The sequence below is a fragment of the Paraburkholderia sp. XV genome (assembly GCF_020177535.1).
In the GTDB taxonomy this organism is placed as follows: domain Bacteria; phylum Pseudomonadota; class Gammaproteobacteria; order Burkholderiales; family Burkholderiaceae; genus Paraburkholderia; species Paraburkholderia caribensis.
In genome coordinates, this window is the sequence record NZ_JAGUUD010000008.1 from 13,549 (window position 1) to 38,442 (window position 24,894).

24 protein-coding genes are annotated in these 24,894 nt (G+C 62.1%); 10 read left to right on the forward strand and 14 right to left on the reverse strand.

Annotation, left to right across the window (positions count from 1 at the left end; all coding sequences use genetic code 11):
• Nucleotides 1-14: 14 nt before the first annotated feature.
• The 9 genes from KFO72_RS06525 to KFO72_RS06565 all read right to left on the reverse strand — a co-directional run bounded on the left by KFO72_RS06525 (nt 15) and on the right by KFO72_RS06565 (nt 8,742).
• Nucleotides 15-665: an ANTAR domain-containing response regulator gene (locus KFO72_RS06525; RefSeq protein WP_176053526.1), complete on the reverse strand. Its 651-nt coding sequence runs from the start codon at nt 663-665 to the stop codon at nt 15-17.
• Between the two features lies 1 nt (nt 666).
• A complete protein-coding gene (locus KFO72_RS06530) occupies nt 667-1,821 on the reverse strand; it encodes a transporter substrate-binding domain-containing protein (RefSeq protein WP_054930933.1) in 1,155 nt (384 codons plus the stop codon).
• A gap of 57 nt (nt 1,822-1,878) precedes the next feature.
• Nucleotides 1,879-2,865 carry an acetamidase/formamidase family protein gene (locus tag KFO72_RS06535; RefSeq protein ID WP_054930934.1) on the reverse strand — a complete coding sequence of 329 codons (987 nt, stop codon included), beginning with the start codon at nt 2,863-2,865 and terminating at the stop codon, nt 1,879-1,881.
• Nucleotides 2,866-2,878: 13 nt separating this feature from the next.
• A complete protein-coding gene (locus KFO72_RS06540) occupies nt 2,879-3,586 on the reverse strand; it encodes an ABC transporter ATP-binding protein (protein WP_035993549.1) in 708 nt (235 codons plus the stop codon).
• Nucleotides 3,583-4,293, reverse strand: coding sequence for an ATP-binding cassette domain-containing protein (locus KFO72_RS06545; protein ID WP_225031693.1), 711 nt, complete (start codon nt 4,291-4,293; stop codon nt 3,583-3,585). The genes KFO72_RS06540 and KFO72_RS06545 overlap by 4 nt, the downstream gene beginning before the upstream one ends.
• The gene (locus KFO72_RS06550) at nt 4,290-5,372 is read right to left on the reverse strand and encodes an ABC transporter permease subunit (RefSeq protein WP_176056932.1); all 1,083 of its coding nucleotides are present in this window, start codon (nt 5,370-5,372) and stop codon (nt 4,290-4,292) included. Before KFO72_RS06550 ends, KFO72_RS06545 begins: the two co-directional genes overlap by 4 nt.
• A gap of 32 nt (nt 5,373-5,404) precedes the next feature.
• Nucleotides 5,405-6,286 (reverse strand): ABC transporter permease subunit, encoded by an 882-nt coding sequence (locus KFO72_RS06555; protein ID WP_062918540.1) that lies wholly within the window; start codon nt 6,284-6,286, stop codon nt 5,405-5,407.
• A gap of 61 nt (nt 6,287-6,347) precedes the next feature.
• Nucleotides 6,348-7,592, reverse strand: coding sequence for an urea ABC transporter substrate-binding protein (locus KFO72_RS06560; RefSeq protein ID WP_054930937.1), 1,245 nt, complete (start codon nt 7,590-7,592; stop codon nt 6,348-6,350).
• A gap of 217 nt (nt 7,593-7,809) precedes the next feature.
• A complete protein-coding gene (locus KFO72_RS06565; RefSeq protein WP_007577479.1) occupies nt 7,810-8,742 on the reverse strand; it encodes a LysR family transcriptional regulator in 933 nt (310 codons plus the stop codon).
• Nucleotides 8,743-8,879: 137 nt separating this feature from the next.
• Between KFO72_RS06565 and KFO72_RS06570 the strand changes: the two genes are divergently transcribed.
• The 3 genes from KFO72_RS06570 to KFO72_RS06580 all read left to right on the forward strand — a co-directional run bounded on the left by KFO72_RS06570 (nt 8,880) and on the right by KFO72_RS06580 (nt 14,865).
• Nucleotides 8,880-9,707 (forward strand): putative hydro-lyase, encoded by an 828-nt coding sequence (locus KFO72_RS06570; protein WP_405083915.1) that lies wholly within the window; start codon nt 8,880-8,882, stop codon nt 9,705-9,707.
• Nucleotides 9,708-9,862: 155 nt separating this feature from the next.
• Nucleotides 9,863-11,161 carry an MFS transporter gene (locus KFO72_RS06575; protein ID WP_054930939.1) on the forward strand — a complete coding sequence of 433 codons (1,299 nt, stop codon included), beginning with the start codon at nt 9,863-9,865 and terminating at the stop codon, nt 11,159-11,161.
• Between the two features lie 71 nt (nt 11,162-11,232).
• Complete coding sequence (locus tag KFO72_RS06580) at nt 11,233-14,865, forward strand: hydantoinase B/oxoprolinase family protein (protein WP_225031694.1); 3,633 nt, start codon at nt 11,233-11,235, stop codon at nt 14,863-14,865.
• Nucleotides 14,866-15,022: 157 nt separating this feature from the next.
• On the opposite strand, the gene KFO72_RS06585 is transcribed toward KFO72_RS06580, so the two are convergent.
• On the reverse strand, nt 15,023-15,277 hold the full coding sequence (locus KFO72_RS06585; RefSeq protein WP_054930940.1) for a hypothetical protein: 255 nt from the start codon (nt 15,275-15,277) through the stop codon (nt 15,023-15,025).
• A gap of 104 nt (nt 15,278-15,381) precedes the next feature.
• Nucleotides 15,382-15,651, reverse strand: coding sequence for a hypothetical protein (locus tag KFO72_RS06590; protein WP_225031695.1), 270 nt, complete (start codon nt 15,649-15,651; stop codon nt 15,382-15,384).
• Nucleotides 15,652-15,969: 318 nt separating this feature from the next.
• Here KFO72_RS06590 and KFO72_RS06595 point away from each other — a divergent pair, with 318 nt between their 5' ends.
• From KFO72_RS06595 to KFO72_RS06615, 5 genes are all read left to right on the forward strand, one after another.
• The gene (locus KFO72_RS06595) at nt 15,970-16,653 is read left to right on the forward strand and encodes a glutathione S-transferase family protein (protein WP_225031696.1); all 684 of its coding nucleotides are present in this window, start codon (nt 15,970-15,972) and stop codon (nt 16,651-16,653) included.
• 133 nt (nt 16,654-16,786) lie between these two features.
• Nucleotides 16,787-17,809, forward strand: a complete 1,023-nt coding sequence (locus KFO72_RS06600; RefSeq protein WP_225031697.1) for an LLM class flavin-dependent oxidoreductase — start codon at nt 16,787-16,789, stop codon at nt 17,807-17,809.
• An 829-nt stretch (nt 17,810-18,638) separates the two neighbouring features.
• Complete coding sequence (locus KFO72_RS06605) at nt 18,639-19,292, forward strand: isochorismatase family protein (RefSeq protein ID WP_225031698.1); 654 nt, start codon at nt 18,639-18,641, stop codon at nt 19,290-19,292.
• Nucleotides 19,293-19,511: 219 nt separating this feature from the next.
• Nucleotides 19,512-19,895, forward strand: coding sequence for a tautomerase family protein (locus KFO72_RS06610; RefSeq protein WP_054931031.1), 384 nt, complete (start codon nt 19,512-19,514; stop codon nt 19,893-19,895).
• A 42-nt stretch (nt 19,896-19,937) separates the two neighbouring features.
• Entirely contained in the window at nt 19,938-20,528 is a 591-nt protein-coding gene (locus tag KFO72_RS06615; protein ID WP_054930945.1) for a TetR/AcrR family transcriptional regulator, read from the forward strand.
• A 111-nt stretch (nt 20,529-20,639) separates the two neighbouring features.
• On the opposite strand, the gene KFO72_RS06620 is transcribed toward KFO72_RS06615, so the two are convergent.
• The gene (locus tag KFO72_RS06620; RefSeq protein ID WP_054930946.1) at nt 20,640-21,269 is read right to left on the reverse strand and encodes a TetR/AcrR family transcriptional regulator; all 630 of its coding nucleotides are present in this window, start codon (nt 21,267-21,269) and stop codon (nt 20,640-20,642) included.
• A gap of 185 nt (nt 21,270-21,454) precedes the next feature.
• Between KFO72_RS06620 and KFO72_RS06625 the strand changes: the two genes are divergently transcribed.
• Nucleotides 21,455-21,709, forward strand: coding sequence for a hypothetical protein (locus KFO72_RS06625; RefSeq protein WP_054930947.1), 255 nt, complete (start codon nt 21,455-21,457; stop codon nt 21,707-21,709).
• Between the two features lie 113 nt (nt 21,710-21,822).
• Here the strand turns inward: KFO72_RS06625 and KFO72_RS06630 are convergent, their stop codons facing one another.
• The gene (locus KFO72_RS06630) at nt 21,823-22,905 is read right to left on the reverse strand and encodes an alpha/beta hydrolase family esterase (protein ID WP_225031699.1); all 1,083 of its coding nucleotides are present in this window, start codon (nt 22,903-22,905) and stop codon (nt 21,823-21,825) included.
• A 42-nt stretch (nt 22,906-22,947) separates the two neighbouring features.
• The gene (locus KFO72_RS06635) at nt 22,948-23,373 is read right to left on the reverse strand and encodes a hypothetical protein (protein WP_054930949.1); all 426 of its coding nucleotides are present in this window, start codon (nt 23,371-23,373) and stop codon (nt 22,948-22,950) included.
• A gap of 489 nt (nt 23,374-23,862) precedes the next feature.
• Here KFO72_RS06635 and KFO72_RS06640 point away from each other — a divergent pair, with 489 nt between their 5' ends.
• Nucleotides 23,863-24,831, forward strand: a complete 969-nt coding sequence (locus KFO72_RS06640; protein WP_225031700.1) for an alpha/beta hydrolase family protein — start codon at nt 23,863-23,865, stop codon at nt 24,829-24,831.
• The last annotated feature ends 63 nt before the right edge of the window (nt 24,832-24,894 follow it).

The window sequence follows — 24,894 nt, forward strand, 5'->3', positions numbered from 1 at the left end:
ACCTACGGTTGAACTCAGTCTTCGCCTCGCCCATCCTCGGGCATCATCCCGCGCTTGATCTGCAGTACCTCGCCCGCCTGGATCACCGAGTGACAGATGTCGTCGATCGACACACGTTTCTCCATCGCCTGGGCGCGCAGCATGTCGTACGCTTCGTTCTCATTGACGCCATGCATCGTCATCAGAATGCCCTTCGCTTCCTGCAGATGCCGGCTGTCGAGCAGCTTCTGCTCGAGTCTCGCGATGCGTTGCAAGTGCTGCCGCGAGCGGCGCGCGTGATAGAGCGCCATGATCACGGTCGACAGCAGGCCCGAGGCGCGGATCGGCGTCGTGACGATGCCGTCCGATCCCATCTTGATGGCCTGATCGATGAAGGTCGGATTCTCATACGCGACCACGCAGATGACGGGCGGCGCATCCGGCCCGGACCATTCGTCCTTCGGCGCGCGCTCTTCGGGCAACAGCGCACGGAACACCAGATCCGTCCTGTCGGGCAACGTCTCCAGCGGCGGCCAGCATCGCTCGACCTGAAAGCCCATGCGCCGGAGATGGTTCGTGAGCGTCTGGCCGTCGTCATCGTCGGGATGGAACACGAGCACGCGCGGATGACGCTCCAGAATCGAACTGGTGAGGCTGCGTTGGTCTCTGCCCATGCGCGCGCTCACGTCAGTAGTCCCGTGTGCTCAACTTCGTCACCCAGTCCCCGAGCGTCTGGCGTGTCATATACGGGTCGGGGCCGACGGCGAACTTCGATTCGCGTAGCACGGTGAACTGGCCGTCTGCATTCGCGCGGCCGATGCGCGGATAGAGCGCCATGTGATGATTGACGGGATCGATCCGCACCCTGCCTTGCGGCGCCGCGAATTCCGAGCCGAGCAGATGCGGCATGATCTTGCCGATTTCGTCCGAACCGGCGCGCGTGCAGGCTTCGGCGAACATATGCATCTGATAGTACGCGGCTTCCCAGTTCATGTCGGTCGGCGTATCGGCACCGAAGCGCGCCTGATGCTGCCGCACGGCGCGATGATTCTCGGCTGTATCGATGCTCTGAAAATAGGGCGCCGCCGTGAAGTGTCCCGCCGCAATGCCGCGTTCCATTGCGTGAATTTCGGTCTCGGACGTGTTGAGGCTGCCGATCGGCATCCGCGCGGGATCGAAACCCGCATGCGCGTAGGCCTCGTACAGATACGGCACGGTCGCGCCGATCACCGTGCAGAAGATCCAGTCGGGCGACTTGCGCGCGATATCCGCGACGACCTGCGCGAACTGCTCGCGGTCTGCTTCGAGGGGTAGATACCGCTCACCGAGTATGGCGCCTTCCGGGTGCTGAAGCAGCAGTTCCTGCATGGTCCGGTTGCATTCGTACGGATAGACGTAGCGAGAGCCCACGAAGTAGACGCGCGCGCCGAACGTCTGCGTCATGAAGTCGGCGAGCTGCACGCCGTTCTGATTCGGCGACGCGCCGCTGTAGATGATGTTGTCCGAGTATTCGAAGCCCTCGTATTGCTGCGAATAGATCAGCAGCCGGTTGTGTTTCTCGACGACGGGCAGCATTGCCTTGCGGCTCGTGGACGTATAACCGCCGAAGATCACGTTGACGCCGTCCTGCACGATCAGGCGCTCGGCCAGCTCGCGAAACACGGCGGGGTCGGAGCCCGGATCGTAATGGATTGCAACGAGTTCGCGTCCGTCGATGCCGCCGCGCGCGTTGATCTCGTCCATCGCGAGGCACGCGCCGCGCCATTGCGACTGCTCCAGAAGCGCCGTCGAGCCGCTCGTGGAGCAAAGCAGCCCAACTCTGATGGGATCGGACAATGCCATGTCGTGACGTGCTCTCCGTATGATGCGTGCGGGACGGCACCCGCACGGCAGATCGTTTTACTTGAGGTAGTGCTTGGCGACCATCGCGCCGACCGTATATTTTGGATCGACAAAATTGCCGAGCCGCACCTTGCCGACCTGGCTCAGCATCATATACGCGTCCCACTTGTCGAAGCCGTACTCCGCCGCCATCCACAGCACGAGTTCGCGATACGCAATACGTGTCGCGTCTTCGAGCGGCCGCGCGCTGCCGATGCTCATCAGCGCGTCCTCGTTTTCGAGCCGGGGCCAGTCGATCTTCCACTTCTTGATGAGATCGACCCGTACTGTCGTCGTGCTCTGATACTCGACGGCTGTGCCGCACACTTCGCCGTCGCCCTGGCAAGCGTGCGCGTCGCCGATGAAGAGCCGCCCGCCGGGCGAGCGCACGGGCAGATAGGTAATGCTGCCCGGCCCCATGTCGGGCACGTCCATATTACCGCCGTGCGAATCGGGCGTGAGCGAATTGATCGAATCGAGTTCGGGCGACAGACTCAACGTGCCGATATGCGGCTTGTACGGCAGCGTGTTGCGCTTGCTCCAGTACACGTTCTCTTCGTCGATCTTGATCTTGCGCACCACCTCGGGCAAAGGCTCGTTAAGGAGCGCCGTGTAGTCGGTGCCCGTCAGTCCGCCGAAGTTCGGAATCATGCAGCAAAAGCCGTGCGGATCGTCGCCGCGCGGCGACATCTTTTCGATGTACACCGCGACCACATCGCCCTTCTCCGCGCCCTCGATCATGATAGGACCGTTCTGCGGATTGAGGAACGGCACCGTCAGCACCTGCGATGGCTTGTCCGTCTCGCTCTTGATCTTCCCTTCGAACGCGTCGCGCGTGTCCACCACCACGCGGTCGCCGGGCTTCACGTGCAGTACGGGCTGCGAATACGGCCCAATGGTGTAGTGGAAGGTCTTCTGCAGTTCCTCGGTCAGATGATGTTCCACCGGTTCGCGATCGGCGCCGACGCCGCGCTTCATCATGATCGATTCTTCTAGCCATTTCATGTTCTGCTCTCCGTCACAGTGCCAGATACTGGCGTATCAGTTGCTCGTCCCCGAGTTGCGCCGGGCTCAACGTGTCCACGATGCGGCCTTTGTCCATCACGCAGCAACGCGTCGCGATGCGCTCGACCATGCCCATATCCTGCTCCACCAGCACCACGCCGATGCCCGTCTCACGCGCGATGGTCAGCAGGGTCTCGCCGATCAGATCGACAATGGAAGGCTGGATGCCTTCCGATGGTTCGTCGAGCAGCAGCACCTGCGGCGAGCTGACCAGCGCGCGCGCGATGGCGAGCTGCTGTTGTTCCCCGCCGCTCATCGTGCCCGCCTTTTGCCGGTAGCGCGTCTTGAGCACGGGGAAGTAGCCGACAACTTTCTCGCGCATCAGCGCTGCCTTGTCCGGGTTCGCCTGCGCGCCGACCTGAAGGTTCTCCGCGACCGTCAGTGCGCCGAAGATCTCGCGGCCCTGCGGTACATAGCCGATGCCTTTGCGTGCCCGCACGTAGGGCTTTTCATGACCGATGGGCGCGCCGTCGAGTACGATCTGGCCCGCGTCGAGCTTGACGAGACCGATCAGCGTGCGCATCAGCGTGGTCTTGCCTACGCCGTTGCGCCCGATCAGCGCCAGCACTTCGCCGCGCCCGATGCCGAACGACACGCCGTTGAGCACGCGCCCGCCGCCATAGCCCGCTGCCACGTCCGCGACTTCGAGAAGCGCGCTCATGATTTCTTCCCCAGATAGACTTCCGCGACGTCGTCGCGTGCGAGGATCTCTTCGAGCGGCCCGTCGGCGAGCAGCCTGCCGCCGTGCAGCACCGTCACGCGCGTCGCGATCTGCTTGACGAAGGTCATGTCGTGCTCGACTACCATCATCGTCAGGCCGGATGCGGATAGCCGCTTGATGAGTTCGCCCGTCGCATGCGTTTCCTCGATCGACATGCCCGCAACGGGCTCGTCGAGAAACAGCAGCTTCGGCCGCAGCGACACGGCCATTGCGATTTCGAGCCATTGCTTCTTGCCATGCGACAGATTGCGCGCAAGCACATGCTCTTCCTGTTCCAGCAAGAAGCGCTGCAAGAGTTCTTCGATACTTCCAGGCCGGTCGTCCTTCGCGCGATGCAACGAGAGTTGCAGATGCTCACGCACGCTCAGATCCGGAAAGACGCCGGGTATCTGAAACTTGATGCTCATCCCCATGCGGATGCGCTCGTGCGGCAGCACGTGGCTCATGTCCTGCCCGAGAAAATGCACGCTGCCCTCAGACGGTCTATGTTCCCCCGTGATGAGCTTGAAGAACGTGCTCTTGCCTGCGCCGTTCGGTCCGATCACACAGCGGATCTCGCCCGCGTCGATCTGAAAGTCGATACCGTTGATCACCTGCACACCGCCGAAGTGCTTCTTGAGCGCGCGTGTTTCGAGCAGCACGGTCACGATTTGCCCTCCTCTTGCTTGAGCGGTTCGTCGAAACACGGACGGTTGCGGCCATTGCCAAGGCCGCGCTCACGCTCGAAGCGCCGCAACTGCCTTGCTACGAACGGCAGCAGGCCTTCGGGCGCGGCCAGCACGACCACCAGCAGGATCGCGCCCATCAGGATCAGCGCGTACTGGCTGCCGTATACCGCGAGATTCTGCGAAAGCCACACGAGCAATGCCGTGCCGACGATCGCGCCGCCGATGCTCTTCCGGCCCGACGTGGCGACCCAGATCACGGGCATGGCCGCAGCCGTGAGGCCCATCGTCGACGGCGTGATGTACGAGCCCCAGATCGTGTACAGCGCACCCGACAATCCGCCCAGTGTGCCGCCGAGCACAAAGACCAGCAATTGATGAAGACGGATATCGACGCCCAGCATTTCCGCGCGCTGCGGGTTCTCGCGGATCGCAATCAGCGTGAGTCCGAAAGGTCCGTCGAGCAGCTTGCGCATGAACGCGTAGACGGCGATCAGCAGGATCAGCACCAGATAGTAGAAGCTCGTGTTCTCCAGCGTGAGTGGGCCGCCGGGCCACGGAATCGTCAGTGGTGGCATGCCGCCCATGCCGTTGTAGCCGTTCAGGCGCGCCTCGCCGATCGCCCATTGCGGCCCCGCCGTCTGCGCCATGAAGGTCTCGAGCACAAGCGTCACCGATAAGGTCACGATGCCGATGAACACGCCCTTGATGCGCCCGAAGAAAATCATGTAGCCGATCAGCGCCGCCACGACGACGCTCACCGCGATGCCCGCGCCGAGGCCGAGCCACGCATCGAACCATGTGTCGCCGAAGTTCAGCGTGAAGATGCCGTAGCTATAACCGGCCAGCCCGAAGAACGCGGTCTGCCCGAACGACAGGATGCCGCCGTAGCCCCACATCGCGGCAAGCCCGACCGCGCTGAACGCCCACAGCAGACAGTAGGCGAGATTGCCGCTCGTGTTGGCGTCCACGACGAGCGGCAGACACAGCGCCACGAGCCATGGCACGTAACGCAGCGCCCGCGGTGCCGGGCCTGAGGCAGCCAGTTGCGCTTGCTTCACCGATTGCTTCCCCGACTGCTTCACCGATTGCTTCACGACTCCTCCCGGCGCAAGCGCATGAACAGGTTGCCGAGCCCTTGCGGCATCAACCGGATCACCACGATCACCGTGACGAGCAGGCCGATCTGCCCGAACAGCTGACCGTAGGACGCGGTGAGCGCGGTCTGGATGATCGCCAGCACGCCCGCCGCCGGCGTCGTGCCCGCAATCACATTCGCGCCTCCGACCACCACCGAGACGAACGCCTGCACGATGAAGTTGCTGCCCATCGTCGGCACGGCCGTCATGGTGGGTGCGTAGAGCGCGCCCGTGAGTCCGGCGAGTCCCGCGCCCAGCGCGAAGGTCAGTGTGTAGAGACGATCCGTGCGCAGGCCGAGGCATTGCGCGATGCTGGCGTTCTGGATCGTCGCGCGCGCACAGACGCCGTAGTTGGTCTTGAAGAACAGTAGATAAAGCGCGAACAGAATGCAAAGCGCGATCAACGGCAGCACCGCGCGATACGTCGAGAACGAATACTCGCCGAGCGAGAACGCGCCGAACGGCGTGCCGATACCTTCGAGCGAAGGACCGGCGACGAGCAGCATGGTCTGCTGCACGATCAGGCTGATGGCCCACGTCGCCACGACGGAATCGAACAGGCGGTCATAAAGATGACGAATCACGAGCCGCTCGATCACGACGCCCGCCATGGCCGCCGACAGCGCGCCGAGCAGCATCGCGAGCGGCAGCGGCAGGCCGTGCTTGGCCGAGATGATGGTGACATACGCGCCGCACATGATGAACTCGCCATGCGCGAGATTGATGACGCCCATCATGCCGAAGATCACCGCAAGCCCGAGCGCGGCCAGCACCAGATACGCAAAGCTGTCGCCGAACTGATAGATCAGCGAATAGAGCACCGACAAGGTGGCCATGATTGCTCCACTTTCAGAGAACGGACGCGCGCTTCATTGCATCCGGGCGCGCCCGTTCGGGTCACGACTTCTTCGGCAGATTCGACGGCGTGTATTGACGGTGATCCGGCTTGTTCGGCAGATCGCAGCCCACCTTGCCGAGCCAGTACGGCTGCACGTCGTCCCAGACCTTCGGGATATCGACGGAATGGTCGTCCTTCACATGCACGAGAAAGATCGTATGGCTCGCATGATGGCTCTTCGGGTCGATGCACACCTTGCCCTGCGCGCCTTCCGTGCAGATGCCGCCGCTCTCCAGCGCCTTGCGCACGGCATCCTGGTTGGTGGACTTCGCTTTTTCGGCGGCGGCCTTGTAGAGGTAGATCGCGTCGTAAGCGTTGGCGGCTTCCTGATTGATGTACGGCTCGTTCGGGAACTTCGCGTGGAAGCGTTTCTTGAAGTCGTTGCTGGCAGGCGTGTCGACTTCCTCGACATAGTTCGCGGTCACGTACATGTCCTTCAATGCAGGCGGTTTGAAGCGCTTGTGCTCATACGCCTGGCCGACGTTCACCGAACTCGCCATCGGCAGATTCAGATGCGCCGAAGCCTGCTGCTCGTAGTACGACGCCTGATTCGCGCCGACCAGCAAGGTCACGACAAAATCGGGCCTGGCCTTCTGGATGTTCTGGATGGTCTGACCGAACTGCGATACCGACAGCGGGATGAACTCCTCGCCCACCATCGTGCCGCCGTTCTCCTTCACGATGTTGCGCACCCATTCGGCGGAGATCTGCCCGAAGTTGTAATCGGCGGCGATCGTGTACACCTTCTTGCCGAACTTCTGCATCATCCACGGAATCAGCGTCGAGAACTGCTGCTCGGGCACGGCACCCGTCACGAAGGTATTGGTGTCGCACACACCGCCCTCGTACTGGTTGTCGTACCAGTAGAGTTGATGCGCGCGATCCATGATGGGACGAATCGCTTCGCGCGAGGCGCTGGAGAACGCGCCGAAGATCACGTCCGGCTTGTCGGTCTGCACGAGGCGCCGCGCGAGTTCCTGAAACTTGGTGTTGTCCGATTGCGTGTCGTACGCGATGAGCTGGATCGGGCGGCCGAGAATGCCGCCCTTCGCGTTGATTTCGTCGACGGCAAGCTGCGTGGCGTGAATCTTCGGGATGGTCGCGAGCGCGAAGTTGCCCGACGCGTCTTCGAGCAGGCCGACCTTCACGGGTTCGGCGGCATCCGTGACATTCGCGACAAGCGACGTGACTGCAAGTCCTGCAATGAAGGCCAGACGCATCCAGCCGGACGGCTTAAGCAACATGCGGATTCTCCAGAAATGGGCTCGAACTCCCGAAAATGCGAACAAAAAAAAGCCCCCTGACGAACACACGGTTCGTCAGGGGGCTTCTGTGCCGGATCCTCGGGCGGACATCTTTGTCGGGCCGCGAGGAATGGATGCAGTCTAAAGCGCCGAATTTTGCGTTGTCAACGCTAATCAAAAATCCTTCAGCCGTCCGCGCGTTCGCGAAAACGCAGCATTACAGCCGCTCGATCAGCCGCGCGTCGCCATGCTCGCAGTACGCGTGACACGCAGTGCGTGCAGCGTTCGCCGCGCCGTGCACGAACAGCGGCGCATCCGAGCGGCGCGACATCGACACGACGATCGAAGGCGGCGAAGGTTGCAAAGGCAACTCAACCACTTCGCCGCGCGCGATCAGTTCGTCGACGAAAAGCCGCGGAATAGCCGCGACGCCAAAGCCGTCGCGCACCAGTTGCACGATCACTGAAATGGACGGCGAGCCGGTGATGCGCGTGTCGGCAAGCGGCACGCCATTCGCGAGCGCGAGCTTGCTGACGATGTCTTCGAGTGCGCGATGCGGCGCGGTCCCACGGCCGAACGTCAGGATAGGATGCCGCAGCACGCGCTTTGCGAGCCCGCTGCGGGACAACGGCAACAGACCCGCGCGCGCGATCCAGTGAACGGGATAGTTGGCGAGCGCGTCGCACACCACCGATTCCTCATCGCTGCCCTCCACGCGAATAATCAGATCGAGTTCACCCGCCATTAAACGGCGCTGCAGGACCACGCTCACATCCACCGCGAGATCCACTTCGAGTTGCGGATAGTCGGTGGCGAGCATGCGCATGTAGTCGGCGAGCCAGCTGTGCACGACCGTCTCGATCACGCCCAGGCGCAGCTTGCCGCGCATCGCGCCTTCGTTCGACGCGGCCGCCTGCAACTGACGCGTCGCCTCGACCACGGCTTTCGCGTAGCCGAGCAGGTAATCGCCATTCGGCGTCAGGCGGAACTCGCGGCTGTCGCGATCGACCAGCACGGTCTGCAATTCATCTTCGAGCGCCTTCAGACGCTGGGAAATCGCAGCGGGCGTGGCATGCAGCGCCGTTGCCGTCGTGCGAAAGCTGCGCAATTTCGCCAGCGTGACGAAGGTTTCGAGAAAGCGAGTATTCATGGCGCGAAGCGCTTCAAAAAAAACGACGTGACTCGGGAAAACCCGCAGATTCGTTAAGAAATTCTATTCGTGGACAGCAAAGAAAACTAGTTGGCGTCAAATTTTCTTCTTTTCTATGCTTTGCCTGACGGTACGCAATTCGAGGTGTGACGCGCGCCGCCAACCGAAAACATTCAGAAGCCCGCCCGACCATGACTCCATCCGAATTCCGCCAGGCCGTTCGTCACGGCGACTTTCGCGGCCCGACCGCCGGACATTGCGGCGAGTACGCGCAAGCCAATCTCGCGATACTGCCCGCCGCCCATGCGCATGATTTCCTGCGCTTCTGCCATGCGAATCCGAAACCGTGCCCGCTGCTGGGCGTTGGCGAACCGGGCGATTTCCGCGTACCCATGCTGGGCCGCGATATCGACATCCGTACCGACGTACCGGCCTACAACGTCTATCGCGACGGCGCACTGAGCGAGCGCGTCGACTCCATTGAAGCGCTGTGGCAGGACGATTTCGTCGTGTTTGCGATCGGCTGCTCGTTTTCGTTCGAGCACATGCTTGCGCTCGAAGGCATCGGGCTGCGCCACGTCGAAGAGGGACGCAACGTGCCGATGTATCGCACACATATTCCCAACCGGCGCGCGGGCGTGTTCGGCGGCGAACTCGTGGTGTCGATGCGTCCGATGCGCGGCGCCGATGCGATTCGCGCGGTGCAGATCACGAGCCGCTTTCCCGGCGTGCACGGCGCGCCCGTCCATATCGGCGACCCTGCCGAGCTCGGCATCGCCGATCTCGCGCGCCCCGACTTCGGCGACGCCGTGACGATCCGTGCGGGCGAACTGCCCGTCTACTGGGCGTGCGGCGTGACCCCGCAGACCGCGCTGATGGCTGCGAAGCTGCCTCTCGCGATTGCCCATGCACCGGGCCACATGCTGATGACGGATATCACGAACGCGTCGCTAGCCGTGTTCTGACCAACGCGGCGCGTTGCGCCGCATCGCTGGGCATCCCATTCGTTGAACGAGATCTGGCCGCGCCGACCAGAGGGGCTGACTCAATCCTTTGAATCGTTTTCAGGCATGCGGGCGGCGCCAGACATGCCCCACTCGTCGATCGACAGGAGCAACTGATGGACAGCAAGACACTCACGGCAATCGCAGACGAGCCCAGCGAAGCGGCCAGCGAAAGCCGGCTTTCCTGGTACGCAGAAGCCGGTCCGCGCGCGCGACGCGCGTTCTGGAGCTGCAAGGTCGGCTACATGCTCGACGGCATGGACACGCAGATGCTCTCGTTCGTGATCCCGACGCTCGTCGCGACGTGGGGCATCACGCTCGCGGATGCCGGGTTCATCGGCACGTTGACGCTGCTTTCGTCGGCGTTGGGCGGCTGGATCGCGGGCATACTTTCCGACCGCATTGGCCGCGTGCGCACACTGCAACTGACCGTGTTGTGGTTCGCCGTCTTCACAGGGCTGTGCGGACTTGCGCAGAACTACGGTCAGTTGCTCGCCGCCCGCGCATTGATGGGCTTTGGCTTCGGCGGTGAATGGACCGCGGGCGCCGTGCTGATCGGCGAGGTGATTCGCGCACGCGACCGCGGCAAGGCCGTGGGCCTCGTGCAGTCCGGCTGGGCGCTCGGCTGGGGCATGGCCGCCCTGCTCTACGCCGTGCTCTTTTCGGCGATGGCCCCGGAGCTCGCGTGGCGTGCGCTGTTCCTGATCGGCCTCGTGCCCGCGTTTCTCGTGCTGGTGATCCGCCGCTATGTGAAGGAACCCGAAGTATTCGAGCAGGCGAAAGCAATACGGCGCGACGCCAACGATACGCCGCGCTTCACCGAAATCTTCGCGCCGAAGCTGCTGTCCACGACGCTGCGCGCCGCGCTGCTCACGACGGGCGCGCAAGGCGGCTACTACGCGATCACCACCTGGCTGCCCACCTTCCTCAAGACGGAGCGCCATCTCACGGTGATGGGCACAGGCGGCTATCTGGCGATGATCATCGCTGGCTCTTATGTCGGCTACCTGTCGAGCGCGTGGCTCACGGACCGCATTGGCCGCAAGCCCAATTTCATTCTGTTCGCAGTCGGCTCGATGGCGATCGCGTTCGCCTACACGTCGCTGCCGCTCACGAATACGTCGATGCTTTGGCTCGGCTTCCCGCTTGGCTTTTTCGCCTCCGGCATTTTCTCGGGCATGGGCGCGTTTCTCACCGAACTCTTCCCCACTCGCGTGCGCGGTTCGGGACAGGGCTTCTGCTACAACGTCGGCCGCGCGATCGGCGCGCTGTTTCCCGTGCTGATCGGCTCACTGTCGAAAGAGTTCGGTCTTGGCACGAGCATCGGCATTTTTGCAGTAGCCGCCTACGGCGTGCTGATCGTCGCCGCCCTCACGCTGCCCGAAACACGCGGACGCGAACTCGAATCCGCATGAACCCGGCACGCACGATTGCGCGCCCCTTCGATCAACCGTCCCTGCATGTCGCTCTCATCTTTCATCGCACCATGAAACAAGATCACGTACCCGAAGCATGCACGCCGTCCCGCTGGCAATTCTGGATCGACCGCGGCGGCACCTTCACCGATATCGTCGCGCGTCGGCCGGATGGCTCGCTGACCACCCATAAGCTGCTCTCCGAAAACCCCGAGCACTATCGCGACGCGGCCGTTGCGGGCATCCGTCATCTGCTTGGCTTGCGCGAAGGCGAAGCGATCACGCCGCGCGATGTCGAGATGGTCAAGATGGGGACGACCGTCGCGACCAATGCCTTGCTCGAACGCAAGGGCGAGCCCGTCGCGCTGGTGACCACGCGCGGCTTTCGCGACGTGCTGCGAATCGCGTACCAGAACCGTCCGCGCCTCTTCGACCTCGACATCGCGCTGCCCGAAGCGCTCTATCAGCGCGTGATCGAAATCGACGAACGTGTGAGCGCGCAAGGCGACGTTGTCGTGCCGCTCGATCTTTCCGCCACGGAAGCAGCCTTGCGCGAGGTCTTCGACGCGGGCATCCGCGCGCTGGCCATCGTGCTCGTTCACGGCTATCGGCACACCGCGCATGAGCGCGAAGTCGCGGCATTGGCGCGGCGCATTGGCTTCACGCAGGTCTCGGTTTCGCATGAGGTGTCGCCGCTGATGAAGATGGTGTCGCGCGGCGACACCACCGTCGTCGACGCTTATCTGTCGCCGATCCTGCGCCGCTACGTCGATCAGGTGGCGAGCGAGATGCCCGGCGTGAATCTGCAGTTCATGCAGAGCAGCGGCGGCCTCACGCGTGCCGATCTGTTCCAGGGCAAGGACGCGATTCTTTCCGGCCCGGCAGGCGGCATCGTCGGCATGGTGCGCGCGGCGCAGACGGCGGGCTTCGAGCGCGTCATCGGCTTCGACATGGGCGGCACGTCCACCGATGTATCGCACTTCAACGGCGAGTTCGAGCGCGTGTTCGAAACGCAGGTGGCGGGCGTGCGCATGCGCGCGCCGATGATGAGCATTCACACGGTGGCGGCCGGCGGCGGCTCGATACTCGGCTTCGACGGCGCACGTCTGCGTGTCGGCCCTGCATCGGCGGGCGCGAACCCCGGACCGGCCGCGTACCGGCGCGGCGGCCCGCTCACGGTGACCGACTGCAACGTGATGCTCGGCAAGATTCAACCCGATTATTTTCCGCATGTTTTCGGTCCGCATGCCAACCAGCCGCTAGACCGCGAAGCGGTGGCGACACGCTTTCGCGCACTCGCCGACGAGATTTGCGCGGCGACGGGCCAGCGCCGCACGCCGGAAGAGATCGCGGAAGGCTATCTGGAGATCGCGATCGGCAGCATGGCGAACGCGATCAAGAAGATTTCGGTGCAGCGCGGCCACGACGTGTCGCAATACGTGCTCACGACCTTCGGCGGCGCCGGCGGCCAGCATGCATGCGGCGTGGCCGATGCGCTCGCCATGACGAAGGTGTTCGCGCACCCGCTCGCGGGCGTGCTGTCGGCGTTCGGCATGGGTCTCGCCGATCAGACCGCGATGCGCGAGCGCGCGCTCGAAATCGTGCTCGACGACACGTCGCTTGCCTCCATCGACGCAGCGCTCGATGCGCTCGTCGATGAAGCAACCCGCGTGCTGCTCGATCAAGGCGTCGACGCGGCGCGCATTTCGACGGCGCGGCGTGTGCACCTGCGCTATCAGGGCACCGATTCGGCGCTCGCGGTCAATGCGGGCAGCGTACTGTCGATGCGCGCGGCGTTCGAAGCGGCTTATCGGCAGCGCTACGCGTTTCTCATGGCGGATACGCCGCTCGTGGTGGAACTCGCCTCCGTTGAAGCAATCGGTCATTCGGATGCCCAGCCGGTGGCAGGCAGCATCGCCGATCGCCCTGCCGGCGGCGCGCCCACGGCCGCCGCGACGGTCCGCATGTATTCGGGCGGCCGCTGGCACGACGCGTCGCTCTATGCGCGCGATACGCTGATGGCGGGCGACACGCTCGACGGCCCGGCCATCATCGCCGAGAAGAACGGCACGACCGTGGTGGAGCCTGGCTGGCAGGCGGCGCTGACGGGCGACGGCAACGTCGTGATGACGCGTGTGCTCGCGCTGCCGACGCGCCGCTCGATCGGCACGCAAGCCGACCCGGTGCGGCTGGAGATCTTCAACAACCTGTTCATGTCGGTGGCCGAGCAAATGGGTCTGCGTCTGCAGAACACTGCCTACTCGGTCAACATCAAGGAACGGCTCGACTTTTCGTGCGCGATCTTCGACGCGGCCGGCCATCTCATTGCGAACGCGCCGCACATGCCCGTGCATCTGGGCTCGATGGGCGAAAGCATCCGGACCGTCATCGAACGCAATCGCGGCACGATGCGCGACGGCGATGTGTTCATGCTCAACGATCCGTATCACGGCGGCACGCATCTTCCCGATGTCACCGTCATCACACCCGTGTTCGCCGACGGCAGCGAGGAGCCGCTCTTTTATGTTGGCTCGCGCGGCCATCATGCGGATATCGGCGGGATCACGCCGGGCTCGATGCCGGCCGCTTCCACGCACATCGAAGAAGAAGGCGTGCTGATCGACAACTGGCAGCTCGTTTCAGCAGGTGTGCTACGCGATGCCGAAACGCGCGCGTTGCTGGCGTCGGGCCGCTATCCCGCTCGCAACATCACGCAGAACATGGCCGACCTGCGCGCGCAGGTCGCGGCCAATCAGAAAGGCGTAGACGAACTGCGCCGCATGGTCGCGCAATTCGGCCGCGACGTGGTGCTCGCCTTCATGCAGCACGTGCAGGACAATGCGGAAGAAGCGGTGCGCCGCGTGATCGGCGCGCTCAAGGACGGCGCGTATCGCTATGCGCTCGACAACGGCGCGGTGATCGACGTGGCGATCCACGTCGATGCTTCCACGCGCAGCGCAACGGTCGATTTCACGGGCACGTCGGCACAACTGCCGAACAACTTCAATGCGCCGAAGGCGGTCTGCATGGCAGCCGTGCTCTACGTGTTCCGCACGCTGGTGGGCGACGATATCCCGCTCAACGCCGGTTGCCTGCGGCCGCTTTCCGTGATCGTGCCGGAGGGTTCGATGCTCAATCCCGTCTATCCCGCTGCCGTCGTGTCGGGCAACGTCGAAACTTCATCGGCGATCACAAATGCGCTGTATGGCGCGCTCGGTGTCGTGGCGTCGAGCCAGGGCACGATGAACAACTTCACGTTCGGCGATGCGCGCTACCAGTACTACGAGACGATCGCGGGCGGCAGCGGCGCGGGAGACGGCTTCAATGGCGTCGATGCCGTGCAGACGCATATGACCAACTCGCGCCTGACGGACCCGGAAGTGCTCGAATGGCGTTACCCCGTGCGGCTCGAATCGCATCTGATCCGCGCCGGTTCGGGCGGCGCGGGACAGTGGAAAGGCGGCAATGGCGCGATCCGGCGCATCCGCTTTCTCGCGCCGATGACAGCCTCGATCCTGTCGAACAACCGCATCCACGCGCCATTCGGCGCGGCAGGCGGCGCTTCGGGAAGACAAGGCAGCAATCGCGTCGAACGGGCGGACGGCGAGATCGTCGCGCTGGGCCATATCGCCAGTGTCGAGATGGCGGCGGGTGATGTGTTCGTCGTTGAAACGCCTGGCGGCGGCGGTTTCGGGCGGATTTGACGCGGCTTGCGGCGAGCCGTTGCGCAGCGCGGCTCGCGTTACCTTCTGAAGAGACAGAGCGGCGCACGACCTTCGGCGCCCCTTCGCGCAAGTCCGGCGCACTGACACATCGTGCCCGTCTTCTGCCATGCCTATGCGGCACCCGCTTCAGTGCAGGTCATTCCGTTACTCCGAGCAGATGTTCGATGTGTTCTTCAACACGGGCACGCGCCTCGGTGATCGCGTGATCCGTAGTCCGCGAAACAAGCGGAAAGTCGAGACCATTGCCCTTGAATCTCCCCGCGTAGTGCACCCATGACCGATACGCGTACACGCCCGAATCGCGCCGGACCAGGTTGATCGTCACGTCGTAGGTACGCTGCATGCCGCTCGCGCGCGTGTAGGGAAACTTGTGGACTTCCGAGTGAATCATGGATACCGCCTCCGGGTGTTCGAGTCCACGTGACGCTTCGTGCCGGCGAACATATTGGCCCGGCCTCGAAACGCGCTAATCGTTGCAGACGAAACCGTTGCGCCTCAAGGAAGATCGACGGCAGTTTTGTGTGCGGAACCGGCTTGCTTTGACGGGATATCGCAGGGCGGCAACGGCATCGGTTCGTTATCCGCGAATGCCGTGCCGCAGCGCACCGCAAACGCGAACGCGCATTGCCGGTTCGCGAAGTGACCGAGATCGCCAAGCGACGTCGCCTCGCCATCCTCTTCGAGAATGGCGACCCGGGCGACAAAGGTATTGCCGCTTCGTGCGACCGACGGCTGAATCGCTACGCCGTGGTGAAAGAAGTGCATATCGCCTCCTCAGACCCTTATATGGAGACCCCGCTGCGGACTGGATCGCGCCAACGGTGTCGGAAAGTCCTGACGACATTGTAAGCTATTTGTCAGCATTCAGGAGCCGGTGCGCGTCGATGACGCAGTGGGACGTGTTCCCGGTTGCCGCGTGGTGTGCGAAACGCCAACTCGTCTTCAGCGCACATGTTCGACTTCATCGAATGTATTCATCGGGAGGACCGTACGGCAGACGGTGACATTGCGTTCAGCATGTGACTACGCGAACAGGCTACGCGTGCGCTGCGATCTCATCTATTCCCTCATCAAGGAAACACCATGCTTCAGTTCTACTTCCACCCGTCTCCCAATCCTCTCAAGGTGGCGCTTCTGATCGAAGAGCTTGAAACACCATTCGATCTTTCCGCCGTCGATACTTTCAAGGGAGAACAACACGCGCCCGCGTACCGGAAGATCAATCCGAACGGCAAGGTCCCGGCCATCGTCGATGACGGTGTGACCGTATTCGATTCGCACGCGATTCTTCTGCACCTCGGCGCAAAGCATGGGAAGTTCGTCCCCGCCGCGCCGTCGCAGCATGCCGCGATGCTCTCGTGGCTCCAGTTCGTCGCGACAGGGCTGTCGCCGTTTTCCGGCCAGGCCGTGCATTTCCTGCACCATGCACCGGAACCGCTGCCGTATGCGCGCAACCGTTATCTGAAAGAAGTCGAGCGTCACTATCGCATTCTCGATGAGCGTCTCGCGAGTTCGCGGTATCTGGCGGGCGACACTTACTCGATCGCCGATATCGCGCTGTGGGGCTGGGCGCATTTCGCCGGCTATATCCTGGGCGAAAAGGGACTCTCCGACTATCCGCACGTCAAGCGTCTGGTCGACGAGATCTCGGCGCGTCCAGCGGCTATCCGCGCGCTGGCGCTGAAAGACAGGCAGGTGTTCAAGGCCGAGTTCGACGAAGAGACTCGCCGCGCGCTGTTCCCGCAGAACGCCTCGCTCACGGCTTAAATAGCCGCGAGAACTTGCGCGCCGGTTGTCTGGAATGGCGAGTCCCGGCGCGTTGCAGACCGATGCTGTAGTGTTACAGCTTTCCTGCTCTCGCAGCCGGCGTCGCAGATACCGGCTAATCGAATCTACTGCTATGAAGAAGATTGGCTTTCTCTCCTTTGGTCACTGGGCCAATTCTCCGGGTTCACAGGCACGATCGGCAGCCGATGTACTTCTGCAATCCATCGACCTCGCCGTCGCCGCCGAAGAACTCGGCGCGGATGGTGCGTTCTTTCGCGTCCATCATTTTGCTCAACAGCTTGCATCGCCCTTTCCACTTCTCGCCGCAATCGGCGCGAAGACGCGCACGATCGAGATTGGAACGGGTGTCATCGACATGCGCTACGAGAACCCGCTCTACATGGCAGAAGATGCTGGCGCAGCCGATCTGATTGCTGGCGGACGGCTGCAACTCGGTATTAGCCGAGGCTCCGGCGAACAGGTTATCGATGGCTGGCGCCACTTCGGGTACGCGCCAGAAGAAGGCGAGACGCACGCCGATCTGGCACGCCGTCACACGGAAGTGTTTTATGAAGTGCTGCGAGGCAAGGGTTTTGCACAGCCGAATCCGCGCCCCATGTTTGCCAACCCGCCGGGACTTCTACGCGTCGAACCTCATTCCGAAGGACTTCGTGAGCGCATCTGGTGGGGCTCGGGCTCCAACGCGACTGCCGTTTGGGCCGCGAAAATGGGCATGAACCTGCAGACGTCCACACTGAAGAACGACGAAACGGGCCGTCCGCTTCATATCCAGCAAGCGGAGCAGATCCAGGTTTTCCGCGACGCATGGAAAGAGGCCGGGCATACGCGAGCGCCGCGCGTGTCGGTCAGCCGGAGTATCTTCGCGCTCGTGAATCAACAGGACCGCATGTATTTCGGACGGGGCACGCAGAGCAAGGACACAATCGGTTTTCTCGACGACGACGTCCAGAAGATATTTGGCAGGAATTACGCTGCGGAGCCCGACGTTCTCATCGAAGAACTGGCAAAAGACGAAGCTATTGCGGCAGCCGATACGTTGCTACTCACCGTGCCCAATCAGTTAGGGGTCGAGTACTGCGCGCACGTCATAGAATCGATTCTCACGCATGTCGCTCCGGGTCTCGGTTGGCGTTGACGCGCGGGAAGACTGCCAGAAAAAAATCCCGCCATTTCCGACGATGATCCGGCGCGCCGCGTGGGGACCCACTGCACGGAATCCGTCCGGCGGGATTCCATCGTTCCGAACTCAACTCCCCTGGTAGATATCACAGGACAATCCGACGACACACGGCCCGCCATTCCTTCCTCGTCCGCTTCCACTCGACCCACCTGGCTGAGGACCGACGGAATCGTATTCATAGCGATTCATCGAACTGGCGGGCTGCGCCATTTGTGGTTGGGACATCGTCGCAGCGGGCGCCATTTGTGGGTCGGCGCTTCCGGACGGCTGTTGCCATGTTGTCTGCGCATACGCAAAGTCCGTGACCGCGGACAATGCAGAAACTACCAATAACGAAGCCAAAAGAACTCTCATTTCTGCACCTTTGTCGATAATGCAATTCGATTCAATCCGATAAGGATAACGAATCGAAATACATTGACTTGAAGAAAAAACAGACTTTCGGTTGCCGATTGAGGAAAAGGAAGCCTGCTCCGGCCAGCAGCGTGACTTTTATGATCGGAGGCATCCTCTGAAGAGGTCACGGGGGCACATGTTTAGGGACGCGCCTTTTCTTGTCCTCCTGTTATAGACCCGTCCTCAAAGGAAATCCAGCGCCGAGCACACCCGTGCCAGTTCTGCCGTCAGATCGCGCACGGCATCGGCGAGTGCGCCATATACATGTAAATAGCCGGACGGCGGCCTTTCAACCATAACAGGTCCGTAAGCATGCAGGGTCCACTCTGATGGCATACATTAGTACAGCAATGCCCAAGTCACGCCATCCACTCACTGGAGTTCGACCATGAGCTACGACCCCGCCGATACGGCAGTTGTGTTTATCGATCCACAGAACGACGTGTTGAGCCCTACGGGCAAAAACTGGGGCGCCGTCGGTGCGAGCGTGACCGAAAACCGAACGGTCGAAAATATGGTGAAAATCTTCACGGCAGCCAAAGCAGCGAAGTTCAGCGTGTTCATTTCCCCACACTATTTCTATCCGACCGACCGTGCATGGAAATTCAACGGCCCACTGGAGACAGACGAGTTTGCGACAAGCACCTTCGCACGAGCGGGGGCGCTGAACCTCAGCGGATTCGAGAAATCGGGGGCCGACTGGCTGGATGAGTTCAAGCCGTTTATCGAGGACGGCGAGACTATCGTGGTGAGTCCGCACAAGGTGTTCGGACCGCAGACAAATGACCTGACGCTGCAACTTCGAAAGCATCGCGTGCAAAAAGTCGTGCTGGGCGGGATGCTAGCCAATATGTGTGTCGAGTCTCACCTGCGCGATCTGATCGAGCAGGGTTTCGAAGTGTGCGTCGTCTCCGACGCGACGGCGGGGCCGCGTCATCCGATCTGGGGCGACGGTTATAAGGCGGCGATGATCAACTATGCGTTTCTTGCGCATGCCGTTGTCACGACCCAGGAGGTCGTGGACTCGATGACGGGAAGATAGCTGCGCCTCGAACCACGCGTCGCGCGTCGGCACCACAAGAGCGTTCAAAAGCATCGCATCGATCACATGGCCTCCATCTAATAAATGACGGTCATCATCTATTGTATAAATGATGACCGTCATTTATTATCAGCGTGTTCCCGATCCGCTATTCGGGCTTTTCTTGCGCACAAACCAATGTCGCGCGCCGTCACCGACGTTCCAGTCGAGGAAATTATCATGCCACTTGTACGTATCGATCTCGCAGAAGGTCAATCCGCCGAGTATCGCAGCGCCGTCGCCGACGAGGTCTACAAGGCGATGACTACCACGATGAACGTGCCCGTCAATGACCGTTTCATGGTGATCAACGAGCACAAGTCCGGCAACTTCATTGCCGATCCGACCTATCTGGGCATCGAGCGCTCGCCTCAGTGCATCATCGTTCAGCTCACATTGAATGCGGGCCGCGATATCACACTCAAAAAAGCCTTCTACAAGGCGCTGAGCGAAGGTCTTCACGCGCGCGTCGGACTGCGGCGAGAAGACCTGTTCATCAGCCTCGTCGAAGTGCCGAAGGAGAACTGGTCGTTCGGCAACGGCGAAGCACAATACGCGCAATAAGCGCAGGGGCGACGCGCGCCGCACTCACCACGGAGGGCCCGGATGCCTCGCGTATCGAAGGAACAAACCGACAGGAACCGCTTGCTGATCGAGGCGGCGTCCGCGCGCCTCTTCAAGGAGCGCGGGCTGAATGGTGTCTCGGTCACCGACATCATGGCGAGCGCGGGGCTCACGCATGGCGGGTTCTACGGCCATTTCGAATCGAAGGACGAACTCGCCGCGGTGGCGTGCGAGCGTGCATTCGGTGAATCCGTGGTGCGCTGGAGAACGCTGGTCAAGGACGATGCGGGCGAACAGGCGTTCGTCGACGCGCTCGCGAAGCACTATCTCAGCGCGAAGCAGCGCGACGAGCCCGGCGGTGGCTGCCCCGCCGTCGGTCTCGCTGCTGACGTGGCACGTGAGGAGACGACCAAGCCGGTGCGCGGCGCCTATGCGCAAGGGCTCAAGTCGATGTTCAGCCGGCTCGCGTCGTTTGCGGGTCCGCGCCCGTCGAAGCGAGCGCGTCAGCGCGCCATCGCCCGCCTTTCGATGCTGGTGGGTGCGGCCACGCTCGCGCGCGCGGTGCGGGGCGATCCGCTCTCCGATGAAATACTGACGGCCGTGCGCGATTATCTGCACGACAGTTTCCAATAGCGGTACCGCCCGTTAGCGCTGCCATCGGCGCGTTCGCCTCTTCTGAAGAACGGCACGGAACGTCCGGCGAGCCAGAGGGAGATCGTTCGACGCAAGGATGGTATTAACCCACTACGACGCAGCGCGAAAAGGAATCACCGCCAGCAACTGCGCCACTCCCGCGTGCAATTTGCGTTTGCTGGCACCGTCGGCGGCCTGGACGGACAGGCCGGAGAAAACGGACATGCACAAGGTGGCAAGCGCCGCGTAGTCCGCATCGCGCGCGAGTTCGCCCTGTTCGAAGGCTTTCTTCAAGCGCTTTTCTACGGTACGCGTCATCCTGAGACGCAACCCCTGAAGAAAGTTTCGCAGCTCGACGTGCTCCGCGCCGATCCCCGCGCCGCCGAGAAAAATCATGCATCCACGAGAACGCTGTCCGCTCGTGAAAAGGTCGATGCTTGCATCGAACATCGCTTCGAGGCTTTCGCGCAAAGTCGCGCGCGATTCGAAGTTCCTCAACGCCGCGCCGCCTTCAGCGCGCACGTAAAGCTCGATCGCCTCGCGATACAGGCTTTCTTTGTTGCCGAATGCCGCGTAGATGCTCGGCGAGTTGACGCCCATTGCATCGACGAGATCCGACATCGAGCACATGTCGAAGCCTTTTTCCCAGAAAAGGTCCATGGCGCGCCTGAGCGCCACCTCGCGTTCGAATGCTCTCGGCCTGCCGCGCCCTTTGGTTTCGCCGCCACTGGCTGGCTCCATGTCCCCTCTCTCCGGGCATGCAATTGTCGCAAACCCACGAAAACTGAATTCTATGTCGATCATAACAAAAATATGGACGCACGCGCTGAGCCTGTGCTTCAATATGTGTAATAGTCGTCACAAAAATATCGTGCCCATCGGGTAGATGCGATGGTCGAGCGGTTTAACATCTTAAGGATTGTGCAATGAAGCTGATTTCCTCTTCCCTGTTCGCTGCCACGTTGCTGGCCGTGCCGATGGTATCGCACGCGCAAGCGGTTTCCGAGGCGAAGGCTGACTCGCCCGTGTACACCGTATTCGTCGATGCGCCCACGGGCTACACGTTCGTGAAGTTGCCGGACGGCTGGAAATTCGTCGGCGCTGTGACGCAGGAAGACGCGCGCCTCGTGCAGGCTGGCTCGGTGCCGAAAGCACACTCATCGGCGAAGCAGTCGAGTTAAGCAGAGGTTGGAAGTACTCAAAAGGCAAACGCCGCTTTTCGTGCGAAGAGCGGCGTTTGTTGTTACCGCGTTGCGTTTAGCGGCTGACAGGCCGCGCGAAACAGCAAACCGCCTCATCCCCGTTTGGGATGCTCAAGAAAGAATCGCAGCATCTCGGCACTCGCGTCCGGGCCGCTCGGGTCCGTATAACTGCCGCGTGCATTACCGCCCGACCACGCGTGTGGCGCGCCATGAATCGTCCACAGCTCCGCCTCGTTTCCATCGGGGGAAACAAGCTTCGCGACGGTACAGCTACGCCGGCCCGCTCCGGCCTGACGCCGTACACTGCCGTCAGGCCGCGCGTCGAAACCCTGCACCAGTTGCGTAGCGTTCGTGACGTGAACCGTGGCGTCCGCGTCGCCATGAAAGACGATCATGGGCCGCTTCGGTGCGTCTTTGGCGGGCTTCCCATGCGCGGTCGCGCTGCGGCGTTTGCCGCCTTTCATTGCGGCGAGCGCAGAGGGCAAATCGTGCGCACAGCCGGCTGGCAGACCGGAATGCACGCCCGCCGCCGCGTACAGGTCAGGGTAGGTGGCGATCATGATCGCCGCCATCGCGCCGCCCGCAGACAGGCCCGCGACATACACGCGCGACCGATCGACATTATGGGCCGCGATGATCTCGCGCGTGATGCCTGCGATCAACGACGGCTCGCCATTCTCGCGGTGCTGATCGTTGGGTTTGAACCAGTTCCAGCATTTCGACGGATTGGCCTGTTGCGGCTGCACCGGGTAAGCGACCAGGCATCGATGCTGCTCGGCAAGCGCGTTCATCTGCGTACCTGCGGCAAAGTCGTCGGCGTTCTGCGTGCAGCCGTGCAGCATCACGATCAATGGCAGCGGCTCACCGACTGCGCCCGCTGGCACATACAGCCGATACTGCCGCGAGCCCGCGGCGTTCGAATACGCATGCGTGCTGAAATGCCCCCGGTCTTCGACGTCGTCGGCATGTTCTCGTGCGGTATGTGGCGTGACATCCTTGGCTATTGTCCCGGCGAACGGAAAAACGGCTGGCTCTCGCACCGCGTCGCTCACGCCATCGACAACGTCGCCTCGCAGCGCGCGTTGTATGGCTTGCGTCGCTTCGGCGGGACCGCGAGTACGCAGCAAGGTCATCGCTTCGTGCATTGAATTCATGAAACCTTCGTCGAATTTCATCGTTTGTGTCCGGTTAGCGGAAGTGGGTATTGCGCCGCGTGATCAGTGGATTCTGTCAGCGAGCGCCGTCTTGACGGCAGGCGAGGCGTGAAACGCGCCAAGCACCGTGACGCTTTCGATGGTGGCGAGCGCAAGTTCGGGCGTGACGTCGCTGGCAATGCTGGCGAGTCCCAGCACCTGAATGGTGAGGCGCTGGCGCGCGGCGCGAACCGCTTCGAGGTCCTGCCGCGAAAAATGCTGGAGTCCGAGCACGAGGGCACGGCGTGTCACCGTGTCCTGCACGACCTGCGCATGAAGAGCAAGCTGGTTGCGAATGGCCGTCCGGATCAGGTCGGTCCGGTTCGAATAAAAGCCTTCTTCGACCAGCAGATCGATCTGTCCGAGATCGACGGGGCCCAGGTTGATCGTGATTTTTTCCGACTCGCCGCCCTTGGGACGAATCAGTTCGAGTGCAGCGGGTTTCTTCATTTTTCCATCCTCTCACCATCCATATGGATGGTTATAGGCTGGTTTTTGTCGCACCGCAACATCAACATTCAGGGCCGGTACACTTTCTGGCGCCCCCAGGAACACGCGTTACAGCAGGCTGGTAGGTTGCGGAATCGATACGCGGCGAATGCCCGTCCGGAACTCGGCGTCGCTGTTCCAGAAGGTGGACAGTGAACTGGTCCCCGAAACTCGGGCAACACTGGAAGCTGCGCAACGTTCATTCGATGCGGCAAACGCTACACTTGCGAAGGACTCTCCGCTTCAAGCCGATGTCCATCAGGCGCTGGACGAATTTCGTCGAACCCTTGTTCGTCCTGGATCACTGCCGGAATATTTGCAACGGCATGCTGAATCACTTCTGCGGGGTAAACCGGACCGCAACTGAACCCATCGCGTCGGGGAAGTGCCAACGGCGCACGGCGCGAACAACGACAAAGGGGGAGATCGCCTGCCGTGAAGATATTTGCTGTGCTCGCTGTCGTTTGCGGTTTGCTTGCTGCGCCGGCTTTTGCCGCCAACGTCGGCTTCGAAGAGGTCAAGATCGCCAATGGCACCGAACCGCCATTGACGGCCGGAATCTGGTATCCGACCAACGCTGCCGCAGCCGGGCAAACCGTCGGCAACTCCACGGAGACTGTCGCACGGGATGCGCCCGTCGCAGGGCGAGGCTTGCCGTTGATCGTGATCTCGCACGGCGGCGGCGGATGGTACGACAGCCACTATGACACCGCCATCGCGCTGGCCCACGCCGGCTTCGTGGCAGCGGCGGTGAGCCATGCGGGTGACACGTTCGACGATCAGAGCCGCGTTATGCAACTATGGCGTCGTCCCGTTCAACTGCACCGACTGGTGGACTACATGCTGGACGAGTGGGCCGATCATGAGCATCTGGACAAGGCGCGCGTCGGCGCATTCGGCTTCTCCAATGGCGGCTTCACCGTACTCGTGACGGTGGGCGGTGTGCCGAAACTGTCGGAGATTGCTCCATATTGTCACGCACACGCGGATCACGACCTGTGCAGCGCGCTGCAGTATGCCGGAGTCAATCCCGATCTGGCAGAGGCGGTGCCCGCGAGCATGTGGGTGCGGGACCCGCGAATCAAGGCCGCGGTGATTGCGGCTCCCGCTTTCGGGTTTGCCTTTGGACGCGAGGGCTTAAGCGGCGTACGTATCCCAATCCAACTGTGGCGTGCCGCCGATGACCGTCATCAGCCGGACCCCTACTATGAAGAAGCGGTGCGCACCGGCCTGCCCTATCCGCCTGAATATCACGTTGTACCGAACGCAGGACACTACGATTTTCTGCCGCCCTGCAATGCACGCCTCGCCCGCAAGATGCCCGCCCTTTGCAATAGCTTGCCGGGCTTCGATCGCGCGGCGTTCCACGAGCAGTTCAATGGAGACGTGGTCGATTTTTTTCGCACGACGTTGCACTGAGTTTTCCTGTTCCCCGGCACACAGAAAATCAAGCCCGGCAATGAACGAAACAAAAATGACCTT